Origin of the sequence: Tropicibacter alexandrii (assembly GCF_003667315.2) — a bacterium.
Taxonomy (GTDB): domain Bacteria; phylum Pseudomonadota; class Alphaproteobacteria; order Rhodobacterales; family Rhodobacteraceae; genus Tropicibacter; species Tropicibacter alexandrii.
In genome coordinates this window covers 30,471-47,883 of the sequence record NZ_RCTZ02000028.1, presented here as the reverse complement: position 1 = coordinate 47,883, position 17,413 = coordinate 30,471, and the positions used below count along the sequence as shown (strand labels likewise).

The following is a 17,413-nucleotide window of genomic DNA, read 5'->3' as shown; positions in this document are numbered from 1 at the left end:
CCCCTCACATGTCGTAGGAGAAGTTGGCGATGTAGCGCCGCCCGGTCACCGGAGTGCCCGCGCCATCGGTCACAAGCGGCACGGCCACCTCGTTCGGGCTGTCACGCATATCCTCGACCGCCGCGTCGATGTGCAGCGTGTAGCCCGCATCGAACAGCGCGTCGGCCAGATCGAGCGTGATCTCGAGACGGCGGCCCGCGCCGACGCTGGCGCCGGTGATACCGTTTACCTGCGCGGTATCGCCGCCCGTGGCACGGTACCAGTCGCTCAGATGCTCGTAGTACTTGGACTTGCCACCAGCCATCCAGAGACTGCCGACATAGGCGCCCGAGGCATCGGTGACGTAAAGTGCAAGATATGCGCCGTCGCCGCCGTAATTATTAAGGGTCGTGGTAAGCGTCACCGGCCTTGCCATGGCGACACCGGGAAGCGTCAGCGCAGTGCTAAGCGCGAGCGTTGCGAGAAGGGAGTTCAACTTCATCAGATTGGTCCTTGTTCGGAGATTTGTTTTGGTTCGGCTCAGTTCACTTGAGCCTGCGGCGGGGCGCCGTTCCCGAAGAGGCCGTTCTGCGGCGGGGCGACAGTGCCTGCGGGCGCGGGATTGCGGGCGCCGCCGCGGTCGTCGTCATCATCCTCGTAGTCCATCTCGACGATCTGCAGCGTCGCCGGATCGAGCTTCACCTCGATCTCGCGGCCCTCATGGTCTCGGCCTTCGATTTCGTAGCAGCCGTCGTCGATCTCGAAGTCGCGCACCGTCCAACCGTTCTGTTCGGCCATCTGCATGGCGGCCTCGCGCGGCTGCCACTGGTCACGGGGCGCATTGCAATCATCGTCGTCGGCCAGCGCAGCGCCGGCGGGCAAGAGTGCGATCAGGGCAAGGGCGGTCAGGGTCTTTTTCATGGCAAGGGGTCCTTTCGTTTGATGAGACCAATCTGGCACCCCGACCTGAGGGCATCCTGACGCCCCAGCGATTCCTGCTTCAGCTTGCCGTCAGGAAAATGGCCCCGCCGATGATGGCGGGGCCAAAAAGATGCGAGCGCAGGCTACAGGGCTGGCATGGCTATGCGCCCTGTCCCGCGTTCAGGCGAATTCGAACAGCTCGAAGCGGACACGGCGAGGCGTTTGGCCTTGTGCTTTCAAGCCCTTGAGAACCCCGTCCTTCAGACCGGTTGGGCCGCAGAACCACAGATCGGCTTGCCGGATCGCGAAAGGGACCGCGCCAATCAGGCGCTCGGCCGTGAGCCTGCCATCGCGCGTCGTGACGACCACCTCGAAACTGAACCCCGGGTTGCGGGCAGCCGCAGCGCGCAGCGTCTCTACCCCAATCGCCTCTTCTTGTGTCGGAACGCAGTAGATGAGGTGAATGTCGCGACTCTCCGCCTCTGTCAGGCTTTCCGCCCAGGCGAGGAACGGCGTGATACCGATGCCGCCGGCAAGCCATATTTGGCGCGCACCGCCCTTGCGGAAATTGAACCGTCCATATGGCCCTTCGACCTGCACGCGCGTTCCGGTCCGCAAGATGGCGGGCATGCTTCGTGTCCAGCCACCCAAGCCTCGGATGGAGAACGTCAGGGTGCCGTCAGGGCGCGGGGCGCTGGCAATCGTGAAAGGGTGCGGCTCGGACAGTCCTGCCTCTGGTGCGCGGAAGAAGGCGAATTGCCCCGGCCGCCACCGCATGGCCCGCCCCTCGGGGCGGAGGGTCAGCGTGGTGGTGTCCTTGGTCTGGCTGATCTCTGTGACGGTGAATTCTCTACGCCGCAGGTACGGGGCGACAAGCTCGGTAAATATCCACGCGATCACTCCGGCGATGCCGAATGTGTTCAGTAGCACCGAGAGCGATGGATCTACCTCTGTCGGCATGTCGACGAAGAACTGGTGAAAGACCACGATTGCAAAAAGGGCCCCCATGAAACGATGGCTGAACCGCCAGATCTGATAGGGGATTTCCAGTGGGGTGAAGGGCAATCTCCGGAACCAGCTGACAGCAACCAGGGCGAGAAGCGCGTTGAAGGCAAGTTCGCCCGCCTCTTCACCAAGTTCACCAAGGGAGGTTTCACGCACCAAACGCTCGAAATCCGGCTCGATCTGCTGGTGCAGGATCATCAGGACCATTGCGGAAATACCAAGCCACTTGTGGACCCGGTACATGCGATCGAGACCGCCGAACAATGGTTCCACCAGCGGCGGCCGTGCGGCGAGGATCAGGGTCTGTGCCATCGCGACAACTGCCGCGGCCCCGACGGCAATGCCAAGTGCTGCATCCGCGCCATAGGGCGCATAGGTGTTGAACCCGATCAGTGCCGCCAGTAGGCATGGCAACGCAACCAGCACCGGGCCCGTCAGGGCTAGAGGAGAGTTTAGGGAAAGCCGGGAGAGTCGCGGCAGGCCCGGCACCGGGACATTACCGTCGCGACGCGCTGCATCAGTCATCGTCGCGTCTCTCGTGATCCCGCTCGCGGCGATCATCCTCGTCGTCCTCGTATTCGATCTCGATTACCTCCAGCGTGGCCGGGTGGACAGTCACCTCGATCGCACGCCCCTCGGCATCCCTCCCGTCGATCTCGTAGCAGCCGTCATCGATCTTGATCCGACGCACCGTCCAACCATTTTCCTCAGCCAGCATGGCAACAGCATCGCGCGGCTGCCAGTCGGCCATCGGCACGAAGCAATCGTCGTCAGCCAGCGCCGCGCCGGCCGGAAAGACCGCCAGAAAGCCGATAATTGTCAATGTCTTCTTCATGGGGCACACTCCTAGTGGCTCGCCTCTTGATGCCATTTATGCGCCGCGAAGCTGACGGCAGCCTGAAGGGGCTCGACCCACAAGCTTCAGCTTCGTGTCAGCCAGACGGATCATGGAGGGACATCAGGAAAGGACGGGTACGACCATGCGCATATTGCTGATCGAGGACGACACGACTCTTGGCGCTGCCGTGCGCGACCAGATCGCAGCTGATGGCCAGTCAGTAGACTGGGTCACGCGGCTAGACGCGGCGGCAGACGCGATGAGCGCAACCTCCTACGACCTGCTCCTGCTCGACCTCATGCTGCCAGACGGACGTGGTATCGGGTTCCTCAAGGGCCTCAGGACGCGTGGAGACGTGACGCCGGTCATCATCCTGACGGCGCTCGACCAGGTGTCCGATAGGATCGAAGGCCTCAATGCGGGCGCTGACGACTATCTTGTGAAGCCCTTCGACCTGTCGGAACTGTCGGCACGGATCGGATCGGTCGCGCGGCGCTACAGCGGCAACCCCAACCCGATCCTGACCCACGGACCGCTCGACATCGACCTTGCCGCGCGCAGCGTCCATCGGGATGGCAGACATGTGCCGCTGACGGCGCGGGAATGGGCGCTCTTCGAGGCCTTCCTGGCGCGTCCCGGGCAGCTCCTGTCCAAGGCGCAGTTGGAGGAGAAGCTCTACGCTTTCGACGCCGAAGTCGAGAGCAACACCATCGAGGTGCACGTGAGCCGCCTGCGCAAGAAACTGGGGAGCGCCATCATCGAGACCGAGCGCGGCATGGGTTACCGGCTGGGCAAACCATGATGTGGCCCTCCAGCCTTCAGGTACGGCTCGGCTTGTCACTCGGCCTTGTGCTGACGATCCTCTGGCTCGCCGCCGCCACGGTTACTGCGGTGATCGTTCGGGGCGAGATGGACGAGGTCTTCGACAGCGCCCTGCGCGAAACCGCCGAGCGCATCCTGCCGCTGGCCGTGACCGACATCGTCGGGCGGGAAGATCAGGGTGTGACGCAGCGCCTCGCGCCGATCCGGGAGCATGACGAGTTCTTCACCTACATCGTACGCGATGCCGAGGGACGCATCCTGCTGCAATCCCATGCGGCGGACCCTGCCGTGTTCCCTCCATACGACGGGCCGGGATTTGGGCAGAACGCCACACATCGCCTCTACAGCGACGCGGCGCTCCAGGGGACGATCAGCATCACCGTGGCCGAACCGTTGGCGCATCGCGCATCGGTTGCTCGGGAAATCCAGATGGGCCTCGGCCTGCCGCTGCTGGTCGTGCTGCCGTTGGCGCTCGCGTCGATTATTCTCGCTGTGCGCTTTAGCCTCGCCCCTCTCCATCGGTTCCGTACGCGGCTTGAAGCGCGCGGCGTGCGCGACCTGTCAGAAGTACCCGCGGCCGACCTGCCGACCGAAATCGGACCGCTGGCCGCAACCTTGAACAGCCTTTTGGCTCGGTTGCGCGACGCGTTCGAGGCTGAGCGAAGTTTTGCAGCCAATGCGGCTCATGAACTAAGGACACCATTGGCGGGCGCTATCGCCCAGGCGCAGCGACTGCGGTCAGAGACCAAAGATCCGACCATCGACGCCCGTGCCGCCGAGATCGAGGCAACGCTCAAGCGTCTCACTCGGCTTTCCGAGCGTCTCCTGCAGCTTGCGCGGGCGGAAGGCGGTAGACTTCGGATGGACCAGAGCGCTGATGTCAGAACCATCACTCGGGTCGTGGTGGAAGATATCGCACGCACCACAGAGAACGGGCGCCTTACGTTGAACTTGCCGGACACGCCTGTCTTGTCTGATATCGACCCCGACGCATTGGGAATTCTGTGCCGGAATCTGGTGGAAAACGCCCTACGCCACGGGGCGCAGAATGCCCCAGTCGCGGTTACACTCACGAGCGAGGGGCAGTTGATCGTGGCAAACGAGGGCCCCGCGGTAGCAACCGAAACACTCGAACGCCTGACAGGGCGCTTCGAGAGGGCAGATGCAAAAACTGATGGTAGCGGGCTTGGCCTCGCTATCGTCTCAGCCATCGCAGAACGGATCGAAACCTCTCTCTTGCTCCAGTCACCACGTCCCGGTGAAACTTCTGGATTTCAGGCATCCGTCAGATTGCCAACTGATGCTCCAAATGCCCATGTGAAAGATCGGGAGCATTGGCCTTGAAGTCTCACGTCGCAGCGCCCCGAGGGGTGCGGTGTCGATGATGGTTGTTGTAGACATGATTCTTCATTCTGAATGCGAGTAATCGCACTCATCCCATTGATATTGTTACACTATAGGGTGATTGCGGGCGGAATCTCCGCCCCCCGCTGGATCACGTTATTCCGCGGCCAGCATCGACGCGCCTTCAACAGGCAGGTCATCCGTCAGAAATGCAGGAAGGTCAGCTTCACTGACGCTGTCAGCCGCTTCGGCATCCGCCCCCTGCCCTTCGGCATGGTCCTCATCGTCCAGCGCCACGAGATCGTTCCGGCGCATGACGCTCGTCGACCAGCTTTGCCACCACGCTGTCCTTCAGATCGCTCGCCTGCGCCGGCATGTAGACGTGACGCACTGAGGCTTCGAGACAGCTTCCCGAAGCAGAGGAAGTGCGGAAGGTATCCATCACAAGCTTCAGCAGCAGCAGAATCAACGCCACGTCGGGCGAGCGCCCGATCTCTTCACGCAGCGCCAGCGTCCGGTGGGCCGTCAACTCCATGACCAACCGCTCGGGCAGCGGCTTCACCCCCCCGTCATCCTCATCCTCTGGCAGGTCAGCTCCGATCGGCTGGCCACCCGACATGATGATGGTTCCGACATGAGCGGCACTGGCATGGCCATCGGTGAGATCACGATCATCCCCCTGCCCCGCCTCCGCAGGATCAGTAGCATCCTGGACCGCTGTCTCGTCAACGGGCTCATCCTCTGGACGCACATACCCGCGATAAACTGCCAGAGCGCCGTAGCGGTCGAGCGTGACGAACGCCCCTGCCCGCCCGATTTCCAAGGGATCGAAGATCAACGGCCGGGTCTCGATCTTTTCCATCTCCGTTTCCAAAACGCCAAGCCGCGCATCGATCTCTTCAGGGATATCATCCTGACCTGCTTATTCTTCTTCCAGCGCCCGGTACTCGGCGAGAAGCTTGGCATGGGCCGCGCCTTCGTCATCCGTCATCGGTGCCGGATCACCGGACAGCGACCGCAGCCCTTGGCTGTAGCCGTAGGGCAGGTCGAGTGCGACCTCGATCCATTTCCAGCCCTCAGCCGCAACCGTCTCAGCCTCGGCCTTGAGTTTTTCTGTCACCAGCCGATCAAACAGGGCAGGGTCTTCGAGCCAACCTCCATCATCGCCTTGGAACAGGTCATGCAGCATCGTGCCGCCCGCCGCTTCATAGTCCTCAACACCCACAAAGACCGCACGCCGGTCGGACGCTCGGACCGAGGTCTCGGTCAGCATGCGCCGGATCTGGAATGGCTCCTTGTTCCAGGATGAATGGATCACGTCCCAGACCTGCATCTGGCGGTCATGATCAGGATTGACAGTGAAGGCCATGAGCTGCTCCAGCGTCATGCCATCCTCGGCATAGATCTCAAGCAGGGCAGGGGCGACGGAGGCAAGTTTGAGGCGCTGCTTCACGATCTGCGGCGTCACGAAGAAGGCGGCAGCAATCTCCGCATCGGTCTGACCCTTGTCACGCAGGGACACAAACGCGCGGAACTGGTCGAGCGGGTGCAGGGCGACGCGCTGCATGTTTTCTGCAAGGGAATCGTCCTCGGCCAGGATGTCGGACGTAGCATCGCGCACAATGCAGGGAATGGGCGTGGTCTTTGCCAAACGCTTTTGCTTTACCAGCAAGGACAATGCTTGGGAACCGGCGGCCCCCAGCCGGGATCTCGAATTTGCCGGTCTCGCTGCCATCGTCGCCCAACACGGGCCGCACGCTCAGGCTCTGCAACAGACCGCGGCGGGCGATGTCTTCGGCCAGTTCCTCGACGGACACGCCAGCCTTGATGCGCCGCACGTTGGACTGGCTCAGCACCAGCTTGTCAAAAGGGATATCCCGGGACGGGAACAGGGTGATTTTCTGGACAGCTTTCGTCATCAGATCTTCTCCACGACGGGCGCCGGAAGCCACTCTCCCGATCTCACTTCCCGTCACCCTCAAACCAACACTCCTTTCCCTCTCGATGATCGTATGGTTGCCAAGAGGCGACTTAACAGCTGTTAAGTCATGCCAACTGAGCACCGCGGCGTTGAAACTTAACAGCTGTTAAGCCGCACTTCGCCGACCGATCAAAGCCATGACCATCGGACCGCAAGAGAATTCGCCCGCCGCGGCCTTGGACGTCAGCGCCCGCAAGTATCCACCCGGTGATCTGATGTCGGAAAAACGTTCCAGCATAGCCGCGACGACGATCGAGGCTTGCTCTGGTCCCATGCAGCGTTGCGCTTCTTCCCAAGCGGAAACACTGATCCCCATGGCCGGCCGTACATGACAAGCCGCGTCGAAAAGCTGGTGCCAGTGTCGAACGTCGCCCTGATAGAAAGTCTTGAGCGAGGGACAGCCGGCGATCACCAGGTGGAGTGGCATTTTCGGCACCCGCCTCGTGTCAGGCTCTTCAAGGTCAGCCACGGGCTCACCCGTATCATCATCAGGCGCGCGTCCCGCCGCTCCGCCTTTTTCTAAGGCAGGTTCAAGATCTATAGATTCTTTATTTGAATTATGATGGTGACGCTCAAAATGGGCATCATTGGTGTTCATTTCTTCTGTTTCAGGGCCATCAATGACATTGCGCGCCTGGTCAAGAAGGGTCTCCAGTTCAGTCCGAAATGCCGACAGATCCTCAAGCGAGAGTTTGCGGCGAAGAGCACGGGCTGTGAGGGCGGCCTTGTCGCGGAGCTGGTCCCATAGGCCAAGCCCAGGCTGGATCTCCTCGCCGAACTCCGCCAGAGCGGCCAAGTCGCGACGCATAAGGCTCACCACCTCCCTCAGTCGCCGCACACGGTCCTCGGCCTCACGCACAGCCTCTGCGGCCCGTGCAATTTCCTCTGCCCGGCAATAGAGCGGGGAGAGGTCGAAGCCGAAGGCCACCCGATCTTCGCCACGCTTGCGCACATACCGCTTCCCATTGGGGCTATCGCGCCGCATGAGCAAGCCTGCCTCGACCAACCGGGCGAGGTGACGGCGCATCGTCGAGCAAGGCATGCCGTTCAGCCGCTCGCAGATCGCCTTGTTGGATGGGAAGACGACCATTTCGGTGTTCCCGCCAAGCGCATCGTCCGGAAAGAAGCTGAGAAGTCCCTGAAGAACGGTCAGATCGCGCTCGGAAACCCCAAAGGCCGCCTGTGCCTTGGACAGCTCGCGGAGGAGCTCCCACTTGTTGACGGGCCTGCCGAGAACAGACGCCTCAGGACGCTCGACCACGCGCAGATGGGCGTGCGATATCGGCCGCATAAACGGCGAAATCGGTGTGTAATCCATGATGTCATTCACGAAGGCAAAATTTCCCTGGCCCGCGAATCGCTTTGCGCTTGCGGGAAAGGGGCCAGATCGCTACATTCAGAGGTGCGAAAACTGAAGTTTTGTAGCGGGCTGGTCCCGTGCGAAACCTAAGAAAGGTCTCGTGAAGCTTGCTTCTCGGGGCCTTTTTCTTTTCTGCCTGTCTCGTGCCTCCTTTTTGATTGTTGCTCTTCCTCAGTCTTCCGAACGCTTCCAGCGCTCGTGAAGCTCGGCGATCAGCTGCGGGGCGTTGCCCTCAAGCCAGCTGACAAAATCGCTCTCCTCGGCCTTCAACTCGAGCTTGAGTTGCTTTCCACGACGTCCGGTCGTGACAGTGGCGGCACCGACCCCCGGAATCACCGTGCCGGGCCGCCCGCGAGGGCGAGACGAGGATGTGGTCTGTTCGGGCTTCCCTGCAGCAGAGAGGACGGCCAAAAATGCATGATCGGATTTCTCGTCAATACCGCCTTGGTAGGATGTCTTGGCCTCAGCCGCCAAAGCTGCAAGCAGTTCGCGATCGGCATCCGTAGCCCCCAGCAACTTCTTGAGCTCTTCCCACCTGGGCCGACCAATGCCTGGAGCGGCACCGATGGCGAGGACCAGGTCCTCCCCAACGGTGCGGACCACGCTTAACAGCTGCGACACTCCTGCCTCGGTCAGATTGAGAACCTCGGCGACACCCTTGTTAGTGCGTTCGGATGCGCTCAGATGGTCACCGTCGAGCAAGGCTGCGGCAACAAGCGCTCGTTCGATGAAGCTTAGATCCCGCCGCTCCTGGTTCTCTAACAGCTGATCACGAAGTGCCTGATCGCCCTCCATCTCTGTGACAATGGCGCGGACCTTGATCCCAAGTTCTCTGCAAGCTTCCAGTCGACGACGGCCATAGATCAGGCTGTAGCGATCACCATCAAGCGGCCGGACGAGGATTGGTACTCGCTGTCCGTTCTTGGAAATTGACGCCTTGAGGCCCGCAGTCTCGATCTGCAGCCGGTCATCGAGCCGACCTGTGGTTTCGATTTGGTCAGGCTCGATTTCGAAAACGCCGCCGCGCAGCCTGCGCCCTTCAAGAGCGTCGGGCGCGTTGCGCAGGGTCTGCAGTGGCAGTCCCAGTTTAGGCTTTCTTGCCATTGCGTCCCCACGTGTTCTGGATGATCGCCGCGATCTCGTCGTTGACGGCGTTCATGGATTCGATTGCACGATCGAAAGTCTGACGCGTGAAGTCCTTCTTGTCGGCCTCGTAGAGCGTCTGCTTCGTCAGCCCTGCATCAGAGATCGCAGTAGACTCAACCATGTGGTTGGTCAGGACTGACCTGCCGAACAGACCCCGAATAAATGCAATGACCTCGGTCTGCGGGGCATCACCCACCTTGTAGCGGGTCGGCAGAAAGCGCAGCCAGTCGAAGCGAAGGTTTGCGCCAGCATCCCGGATGACGCCAAGCAGATCAGCGGTCATTCGCAGAAACTGCGACATGGACATCAGATCGAGCATTTGGGGGTGAACGGTAACAAGCACCCCTGAAGATGCTGAAAGGGCGGACATGGTTAAAAAACCAAGCTGCGGCGGACAGTCGATGACGACGACGTCATAGTCCGCTTCGACACTGTCGAGCGCGTCGCGCACACGGGCAAAGAATGCGCGGGCGCCGCCACGCTGAATGGCTGCCGGCGTCTCATGTTCGAATTCCATGAGCTCGAGGTTCCCGGGAATCAGGTCAAGACCACGGATGTAGGTCTTGCGGATCACATCCGAGATCGGGACCGGTTCATCGTAGCGAACCGCATCATACAGCGTGCCACCCTCCATCAGGTCCAGCTCAGGCTGGATGCCATGCAGCGCGGAAAGGGATGCCTGGGGGTCCAGATCGATCGCAAGGACACGATATCCCTTGAGAGCCAAGCGCTGTGCAAGGTGAGCGGATGTTGTCGTTTTCCCGGACCCGCCTTTGAAGTTCACAACAGAAACAATCTGAAGCTCGTCACCGGCACGACGCCCCGGAACGTAAGTTCCAGGCTTCTTCGCGTTTGCCTCAAGGGCGTGGCGAATCTCCCAGATATCATCGAGGGTATATCGCCGGTGGCTGCCCGCAGTGGTTTCGACGTCAGCGATCTTTCCTTCTCGATGAAGCTTGCGAAGGTAGGTATGATCGACGCCAAGCAACTCGGCCGCCTCGCCGCTGGTCAGGCTGCGCATGACTTTTTTGGCGTCGGGAGGGAAGTGGGCAGCACGTTGCGCATGAAGATTGGACGCAAGAAGCTCTGCGTAGTGCCCGATGGCAATGTCCAGGTCCTGCTCAGCTTCGCTCATCTCTGCCTCGATTCGTGGGCGCGTTTTTTATGTGATCGCGCGTTATTTATCGAGACTATTGCCCGAGCTATCAGATTCGTGCAAGCTCTTTCTAGATTTGGTGTCAGTCGCTGCGTCATGCACAAGAGTAGCTAGGGTTTGCGGCAGGCTTGTCTTCGGAACCCTTCGGATATACATTATAAGACGTATATCCACATGGGAGGTCACGATGCAGGTCGCAAAATGGGGTAACTCGCTGGCCGTCCGTTTGCCCGCGGAGCTCGTCCGAGAGCTTGGTCTCAAGGAGGGTGATCAGATCGACCTGGTCAAGGACGACGGTCGGGTCAGAGTCCGTCGCCTTGCTCGTGCGGATGAGGTGCTGACCGGCCTGCGCCGCTTCCGGGGCAAGTTGTCCGCAGCAGAACGTCTGAGCCGCGACGACGCACATGAGCGCTGAGTTCGCGGACACGAATGTCGTTCTTTACCTGCTCGACGACGGCCCAAAGGCCGATCGCGCCGAGGTCATTCTGGGGCAGGGGCCCCGGATCAGCGTTCAGGTTCTAAACGAGTCACTGGTGAACTGCCGCCGCAAAGCTGGCCTCGGTTGGGAGGAAGCAGCGGCCTTTCTCGAAGGCGTGCGCGCCTTGTGTCCCGTCGAAGATCTCACCGTGCAGACCCATGACGTCGGCCGCGCTTTGGCGGAACGCTACGGCTTCTCGATCTACGACGCGATGATCGTGGCCAGCGCTTTGGTTGCGGGGTGTACCACGCTGTGGAGCGAGGACATGCAAGATGGCCTGCTGGTGGAAGGCCAGCTTCGCATCGTCAACCCCTTTACATGACCAGACAGCTACTGAGCGTGGAACTGACCACAACCTTGTAATCCTTCCATGTCGTGGAGGATTTGCGAGGTAGCTCGACTACTCAAGCAGCCCCAGTCTCTCAGCCCGTTCCAGCAGCATCTTCACCGAGGAGGGTTGCCAGCTTGTCCGCCCACGGGGCGTGCGCTCGCGCATCGCCTCCAGCCGGGTGCAAATCGCCTGAAGCGTGATGTCGGGGTCCGCGCCCTTGATGGCGGCGACGATGGCGGGCAGGCGGTCGTCGGCCTCGCGGCGGCCAGCCCGGGCGAGCACAGTCTCGGGCAGAAAGCCGTCGCGGACATAGGCCTTCACGGCGCGCAAGAGACGGCTTTGGGTCCAGCGACGCGCCTCGGGCAAGGGGCCGTTGATGATGCGCACCACGTCTTCCCAGGCCAAGTCGGGGCGCAACCGGCGCACATGGGGCACCCAATCTTGTGCCGTTTCGTTCAGACGCTCCATGTAGCCGTCCTGTCGCGCTAGCCGCACCTTGCGAAGAGCGGCAGGGTCTTTGGCCCGCAGTCCAGGGTTTCCGCCCACGCGGCCCTTTGTGCGCGCGCTGGCGAGGCCGGCCTTGGTGCGCTCCCGGATCAGGGCGCGCTCGAACTCGGCCGCAGCGCCCAAGACCTGCAGCGTGAACTTGCCCTGCGGGGATCCAGTGTCGATCGGGTCCTGGATCGAGCGAAAGAACGCACCCCTGGCCTCCAGCCGCTCGATCACTTCCAGCAGATGCGACAGAGACCGCGCAAGCCGGTCGATCCTCACGACGACCAGCGTATCGCCACTCTGGATGCGTTCGAGCACACGCCCAAGCACCGGCCGCGCGCGATTGCCGCCTGAGGCGTGCTCTTCATAGATTTCGGCGCAACCCGCAGATTTCAGGGTCTGCGACTGGGGCAGGGGGGTCTGATCCTCGGTAGATACGCGGGCATAACCAATCAGGGGCATTAAAACAGTCTTTTTGCAGTTTCGCATATCATTACTAAACGACCGTTTGTAAACGAAAGCAAGTAAGTGCTCGCTCGTCGTGCTCGTCCAAAAACCCTTGGTTTCCTTGCGCTGAGCGCGATCAGAGAGCCCTCGCCGACCATCGCCCGCGCGTGCTATCTAAGAAGCGTGGGTCCACTCTGACAAAACCCTTGGGTAAAATGCAAAAATCCAGTATTTTGCACATATGAAGCCTCAAGCGCCTGCCTTTCATGATGAATCGGACGCTCTCTTTCTCGATGCTGAGGGGGTGGAACAGTCGTCCGAGGACGATCTTTGGTTCTTGCCCGGTCCCATGGAAGAGGAGCCGGATTATCTGCCGCCCGGACCACGGGCCGAACCGCGCGAAACCGAAGTCCTTGATGAATGGCGGAAAGCAGAGGCGGGTCTCGCCGCGCGTCTTGCCAGTGTAGCTGGTCGCGTCGGCGCGCTGGACGACCGCCTGAAGCGCGGCCCCGAAGGATGGCGACACAGGCTTGCCCTGATCGAGGCAGCTGACCTCAGCTGGTTTGTGGGTGATCGTATCGTCCCGGATCGCCTTGCTCTTTGGATATCCATGCGCCTGTCAGGCGTTCAGGAGGACACCGCAGCACTCGCGCGTGTCGGATGGGCAGTTCGCCGTTTGAGCGGCGGGCCGGGGCCCGAGGTGGACCTTTCCGCCTTTCTCGACCGCCGCGACCCCGAGAACCTTGGTGATGATGCCGAACCTTTCATGAATCGTGCGAGCGGCTGGCTGGATCTGATGGCGCGAGCTGTCGATCTGCATCCGATCAGCCGCGCCTGCATGGGTTTCCACCTCTGGAACCTCGCTGGTCTTGGACAGCACGGAGACGGGATGGAGGCGGCAGTCACAGCCGCAAGGATTGCGGCCGGTGAGGGAAGGGGGGCAGTCTTTGCACCTCTGGCCATGGGCGGATCAGGGGGGCTGCGCGCTGGCGGCCCACCCGCTGACCGTCTGGCGCGTTGGCTCGATGGGATGATGACAGCATCCTTGAGCGCGATGCGGCACCTAGACGACATAGAGGCATGGGCTATGCGCGCAGACGCCGAAATGGCACCGCTCTCGGGCAAGACGCCACCTGCTCTCCGCGCCTTACTGACCGAGTGGCCACTCGTCTCTGCACCGATGACCGAAATCTTGACTGGCGCCAGCCGCGCCGCCGTCCAGCGCAACCTTGGCTGGTTGGAAGCGCGGGGTCTGATCCGTGAGGTGACCGGGCAGGGGCGCTATCGGATGTGGCGTGCAACGATATAGTAGAGAAGCCTTTTTGGATTTAGCCCTTTGCTGACCCAGTTGGCGCGTGAACGTCTAGCATTGAAATCGCTATTCAACCCTCTGCTTCTCGCGGTTAAGTGAAAATTTAACCCTTGAACCTCTAGTTGCTAGACGTTTTAGCGTGGAGCAAATCGATCTGACAGATCCGACACCGAAATAGAAACTGCGCGGAGCACGATACATGCTGACAAGACGACACTTCATCCAGACGACTACCGCATTGTTCTCGGCGTCTATCTCGAGTCCGCTCCTCGCTGACACCTGGCCCACTGAAGCGGAAAAGGCTGCTTGGGATGCACAGGTTACACCGCCGGGCTATAATCCAGCCACATCAAACCCGTGGGGCCTGCATCCGCGCTTTCTGCCGCAGCGGGTTGTAGCTAAAGATGGTCTTGTGGCCGGTGACATCCATGTCGATGCTGTTGCGCGCTATCTTTACCATATCGAGGAAGGCGGAACGGCGATGCGCTATGGCGTAGCGATTGCTCGTGGCAAACTTTATGAGCCGGGTGTCTACACGATTAAGCGCAAGGTCAGGTGGCCGCATTGGCAGCCAACACAGAACATGATTGACCGCGACCCGGAGCTCTACGCCGATATCGCTGACGGTATGGAACCCGGACCTGAGAACGCGCTCGGGTCACGGGCGCTTTATCTCTTTGTCGGGGACCGAGACACCTATCTGCGCATCCATGGTACACCACAGCCGCGAAGCATCGGCGGCCGAGCAAGTTCCGGTTGCGTCCGGATGGTCATGGCGCACATAAACGATCTGTATCCGAATGTGGAGATTGGCTCGATGGCGTTCCTATATTCGGCCGAGGACAGCGTGACTCCGCAGAGTTGACCCAAGCCGCGCCGTCAATCCGACGCTTGGACGCGTCAATCAGGATTGGCGCGCGACGCAGATGGGATTGCCGCCTGCCGATCGCAACGGGACCAAGGTCGTTTCCACAGGCCCACTATGCGCATACCAATAGCAATTATCTTCGGGACGTAGCCGTGCCGTGTTGAGATCCTGGTCGGGTGCAGCGAGGGCTGCGACAGATTCTGGAATATTCCCGACCCTGAATGGATCGTTGTCTTCCTTCGGAGGTACCGCACAGCCAGCCAGGGCCAATGTTGCAACCATGATCACCGCATATTTTTGAAGCATATCTATCTCACTTTTTGGCAGGTCAGCCGCGTCCACAGACTTGGCAACGCGTTTCAAGGTTCCGCAGATCGGTGTCCTTACTTGACCAAGTTTCTGTTTTAGCTCTTGAAGCTCTAGTTACTGTAGGGGCTATCTCAATGTGGAATGAACGAATCCCGAGGTCAATCCCATGTCTTCCAATGGCCACCGCCACGACCACAAGCACAGCTCTGACTGCAGTCACGATCATGTTGATGATCACAAACATGCGAGCGTAGCTCGCTACTCTCATGGAGATGGTGCTGCGTGCTGCGGTGCTGGAGCCAACACGGGACCGGCAGAATCCATCCCGTCGAATGGGCGAAGTTTTCAAGTTTCCGGTCTGGATTGTGCCGAAGAGGTGGCAATCCTGAATAGGGTGGTCGGTCCAAAAGTCGGCGGGACTGAGCATCTGGCGTTCGATGTCATCAATGGGCGGATGACAATTCTGGATACCGCAGTCGGGATTTCGGACAACGAGATTTCGCAACTGGTCGCGAGTACCGGCATGAGCGCAAAACCGTGGGACGCCGACAACGCAGCAGAGAATCAGGCCGCGCATCTGGCACGTCAAAAGCGGTTTACCGCGCTCAGCGGCGGCTTCTGGGTGGCAGGTTTTCTCTACCACATCGTCGAAACCGGCATGGGTGGTGCGCTCGGGCTATTCGCAGGGCACGGAGAAATGCCGATGCCACTCGCGGAAGCAGGGTTATTCGCGGTGGCAATTCTCTTCGGGGTCTGGCTGGTCGCGCCCAAGGCTTGGTCTTCCGCGCGACGGTTTTCCCCTGACATGAACTTGTTGATGGTGGTCGCAGTGGCGGGTGCCATCGGGCTGGGCGAATTCTTCGAGGCCGCGACGGTTGCGTTTTTCTTCTCACTTTCGCTTTACCTTGAGAGCTGGAGTGTGGGGCGGGCCCGCAACGCGGTATCGGCCTTGCTGGATCTGGCGCCGCCGACAGCTCGGGTGATCCGATCAGATGGCAGCGAAACCGATGTGCCTGCGGCAGAGGTCGCCGTGAACGATCGCTTCATTGTGCGCGGCGGCGACCGCATCCCCCTCGACGGTGAAGTGGTGGAGGGGGCGGGAGCCGTCGATCAGGCTCCCATTACCGGAGAAAGCGCGCTCGTGCCAAAGGAGCCGGGCGATGAGGTCTATGCCGGCACGATCAACGGCGAAGGCACACTGACGGTACGAGCGACCAAGGCAGCTTCCGACACAGTGTTGGCCAAGATCATCCGTCTGGTCGGTGATGCCCATGCCCGCCGCGCGCCGGTCGAGCAATGGGTGGCGAAATTCGCGCGCATTTATACACCCATCGTGATGGCGGTGGCGATCACCATCGCGGTGGTGCCGCCACTCTTGCTCGGCGGCGCCTGGGACTATTGGTTCTACAATGCGCTGGTCCTTCTTGTCATCGCATGTCCTTGCGCACTGGTCATTTCTACGCCGGTGTCCATTGTAGCAGCGCTGGCCGCTTCGGCGCGAGCAGGGGTGCTCATCAAGGGCGGCGCTTATGTCGAAGCGCCAGGGCGCACCACAGCGCTGGCGATGGACAAGACGGGAACGATCACCATGGGCGAGCCTGAGGTGGCGGCGGTTCACCCGCTGGGTGAAGCCTCCGCTCGCGAAATCATCACGCTGGCAGCCAGTCTGGAGGCGCGGTCCTCGCACCCGCTGGCACGCGCCATCCTCGCGCGCGCAGAAAGCGATGGTGTTTCCGTGTCTGCCGCAGAGGACACGCGGACCGTGCCTGGGCGCGGGCTCGAAGGACGCGCCGACCGGCGCGCGATCTGGCTCGGATCAGATCGGTTTGCCCAAGAGAAAGGTTTCAGCAATGCCATTCCGGCGGATCTTCGGGACCGGATCGAAGGGGCAGGCAGCACCCTGGTTGCCGTGGGTGACGAGACCGGCGTGACCGGCGTGCTGGAGCTTCGTGACCGCATTTGCCCCGATGCAAAGGGTATCGTTGCGCGTCTGCACGCGCAGGGTGTGAAGACAATCGTGATGTTGACGGGCGACAACGAACGCACCGCACGTGCGGTGGCGGCCGAGGTCGGCATTGACGAGGTGCGCGCCGAACTCTTGCCAGAAGACAAGGTGAAGGCCATCGAGGAACTGGTGGAATGCCACGATATGGTGGCGATGATCGGCGACGGCGTGAACGACGCGCCCGCAATGGCGCGCGCGCATTATGCCATTGCCATGGGGGCTGTCGGATCGGATGCGGCGATCGAAACGGCAGATATTGCACTGATGACCGACGATCTGGCTCGAGTGCCGTGGCTGATTACTCACTCTCGGCGGACAATGACGATTATCCACCAGAATATCGGTATATCGCTGGCAACAAAGGCGCTGTTCGTCGGGCTGACCGCGTTCGGGATGGCCTCGATGTGGGGCGCCATCGCTGCGGATGTAGGCGTTTCCCTGTTGGTGGTCGCCAATGCGCTGCGGCTTTTGAACGGCCATCGGATCAAGGACGGGCCTTCGGGCGGTGAACCGGTGGGCGAGCAGATGGCGAAGGGAGCACTGGCGCACGGTCATTGATCCGACGTCTTCGGTAGAGTAACCTCTGGCACCAACAGACCTCGCAAAAAGGGGCGTCGAG

At 61.0% G+C, this 17,413-nt stretch carries 17 protein-coding genes and 1 pseudogene; 7 read left to right on the top strand and 11 right to left on the bottom strand.

What is annotated here, in order from left to right:
- Nucleotides 1-4: 4 nt before the first annotated feature.
- The 4 genes from D8Z78_RS22470 to D8Z78_RS22455 all read right to left on the bottom strand — a co-directional run bounded on the left by D8Z78_RS22470 (nt 5) and on the right by D8Z78_RS22455 (nt 2,740).
- Nucleotides 5-475, bottom strand: a complete 471-nt coding sequence (locus D8Z78_RS22470; RefSeq protein ID WP_121632270.1) for a DUF2271 domain-containing protein — start codon at nt 473-475, stop codon at nt 5-7.
- A 44-nt stretch (nt 476-519) separates the two neighbouring features.
- Nucleotides 520-900, bottom strand: a complete 381-nt coding sequence (locus tag D8Z78_RS22465; RefSeq protein ID WP_121632259.1) for a PepSY domain-containing protein — start codon at nt 898-900, stop codon at nt 520-522.
- Nucleotides 901-1,080: 180 nt separating this feature from the next.
- Nucleotides 1,081-2,466 (bottom strand): ferredoxin reductase family protein, encoded by a 1,386-nt coding sequence (locus tag D8Z78_RS22460; RefSeq protein WP_121632260.1) that lies wholly within the window; start codon nt 2,464-2,466, stop codon nt 1,081-1,083.
- Complete coding sequence (locus D8Z78_RS22455; protein ID WP_113913009.1) at nt 2,423-2,740, bottom strand: PepSY domain-containing protein; 318 nt, start codon at nt 2,738-2,740, stop codon at nt 2,423-2,425. Before D8Z78_RS22455 ends, D8Z78_RS22460 begins: the two co-directional genes overlap by 44 nt.
- Nucleotides 2,741-2,885: 145 nt before the next feature.
- On the opposite strand from D8Z78_RS22455, the gene D8Z78_RS22450 reads away from it, so the two are divergent.
- Together D8Z78_RS22450 and D8Z78_RS22445 are read left to right on the top strand one after the other, a co-directional pair.
- On the top strand, nt 2,886-3,545 hold the full coding sequence (locus tag D8Z78_RS22450; protein WP_009503873.1) for a response regulator transcription factor: 660 nt from the start codon (nt 2,886-2,888) through the stop codon (nt 3,543-3,545).
- Nucleotides 3,542-4,909, top strand: a complete 1,368-nt coding sequence (locus D8Z78_RS22445; protein ID WP_113913010.1) for a sensor histidine kinase — start codon at nt 3,542-3,544, stop codon at nt 4,907-4,909. Before D8Z78_RS22450 ends, D8Z78_RS22445 begins: the two co-directional genes overlap by 4 nt.
- A 156-nt stretch (nt 4,910-5,065) precedes the next feature.
- Here the strand turns inward: D8Z78_RS22445 and D8Z78_RS25395 are convergent, their stop codons facing one another.
- The 5 genes and pseudogenes from D8Z78_RS25395 to repA form a co-directional block, all read right to left on the bottom strand.
- The gene (locus D8Z78_RS25395) at nt 5,066-5,206 is read right to left on the bottom strand and encodes a hypothetical protein (RefSeq protein ID WP_420824337.1); all 141 of its coding nucleotides are present in this window, start codon (nt 5,204-5,206) and stop codon (nt 5,066-5,068) included.
- A gap of 13 nt (nt 5,207-5,219) precedes the next feature.
- Nucleotides 5,220-6,828: pseudogene (locus tag D8Z78_RS22440) on the bottom strand (ParB/RepB/Spo0J family partition protein); the annotation flags it as partial.
- A 168-nt stretch (nt 6,829-6,996) separates the two neighbouring features.
- A complete protein-coding gene (gene repC, locus D8Z78_RS22435; RefSeq protein ID WP_121632262.1) occupies nt 6,997-8,208 on the bottom strand; it encodes a plasmid replication protein RepC in 1,212 nt (403 codons plus the stop codon).
- A 213-nt stretch (nt 8,209-8,421) separates the two neighbouring features.
- Nucleotides 8,422-9,354, bottom strand: a complete 933-nt coding sequence (gene repB, locus D8Z78_RS22430) for a plasmid partitioning protein RepB (protein ID WP_093744212.1) — start codon at nt 9,352-9,354, stop codon at nt 8,422-8,424.
- Complete coding sequence (gene repA, locus D8Z78_RS22425) at nt 9,338-10,531, bottom strand: plasmid partitioning protein RepA (protein ID WP_009503867.1); 1,194 nt, start codon at nt 10,529-10,531, stop codon at nt 9,338-9,340. Before repA ends, repB begins: the two co-directional genes overlap by 17 nt.
- Before the next feature lie 208 nt (nt 10,532-10,739).
- Between repA and D8Z78_RS22420 the strand changes: the two genes are divergently transcribed.
- Both D8Z78_RS22420 and D8Z78_RS22415 read left to right on the top strand, forming a co-directional pair.
- Nucleotides 10,740-10,967: an AbrB/MazE/SpoVT family DNA-binding domain-containing protein gene (locus D8Z78_RS22420; RefSeq protein ID WP_009503866.1), complete on the top strand. Its 228-nt coding sequence runs from the start codon at nt 10,740-10,742 to the stop codon at nt 10,965-10,967.
- On the top strand, nt 10,957-11,352 hold the full coding sequence (locus tag D8Z78_RS22415) for a PIN domain-containing protein (protein WP_093744213.1): 396 nt from the start codon (nt 10,957-10,959) through the stop codon (nt 11,350-11,352). The genes D8Z78_RS22420 and D8Z78_RS22415 overlap by 11 nt, the downstream gene beginning before the upstream one ends.
- Before the next feature lie 78 nt (nt 11,353-11,430).
- On the opposite strand, the gene D8Z78_RS22410 is transcribed toward D8Z78_RS22415, so the two are convergent.
- On the bottom strand, nt 11,431-12,315 hold the full coding sequence (locus D8Z78_RS22410) for a recombinase family protein (RefSeq protein ID WP_093744214.1): 885 nt from the start codon (nt 12,313-12,315) through the stop codon (nt 11,431-11,433).
- A gap of 226 nt (nt 12,316-12,541) precedes the next feature.
- Here D8Z78_RS22410 and D8Z78_RS22405 point away from each other — a divergent pair, with 226 nt between their 5' ends.
- Nucleotides 12,542-13,609: a hypothetical protein gene (locus D8Z78_RS22405; protein ID WP_050686115.1), complete on the top strand. Its 1,068-nt coding sequence runs from the start codon at nt 12,542-12,544 to the stop codon at nt 13,607-13,609.
- A 202-nt stretch (nt 13,610-13,811) separates the two neighbouring features.
- Complete coding sequence (locus D8Z78_RS22400) at nt 13,812-14,477, top strand: L,D-transpeptidase (protein WP_043872284.1); 666 nt, start codon at nt 13,812-13,814, stop codon at nt 14,475-14,477.
- 39 nt (nt 14,478-14,516) lie between these two features.
- On the opposite strand, the gene D8Z78_RS22395 is transcribed toward D8Z78_RS22400, so the two are convergent.
- Nucleotides 14,517-14,786: a hypothetical protein gene (locus D8Z78_RS22395; protein WP_050686128.1), complete on the bottom strand. Its 270-nt coding sequence runs from the start codon at nt 14,784-14,786 to the stop codon at nt 14,517-14,519.
- 169 nt (nt 14,787-14,955) lie between these two features.
- Between D8Z78_RS22395 and D8Z78_RS22385 the strand changes: the two genes are divergently transcribed.
- The gene (locus D8Z78_RS22385; protein ID WP_240672229.1) at nt 14,956-17,352 is read left to right on the top strand and encodes a heavy metal translocating P-type ATPase; all 2,397 of its coding nucleotides are present in this window, start codon (nt 14,956-14,958) and stop codon (nt 17,350-17,352) included.
- The last annotated feature ends 61 nt before the right edge of the window (nt 17,353-17,413 follow it).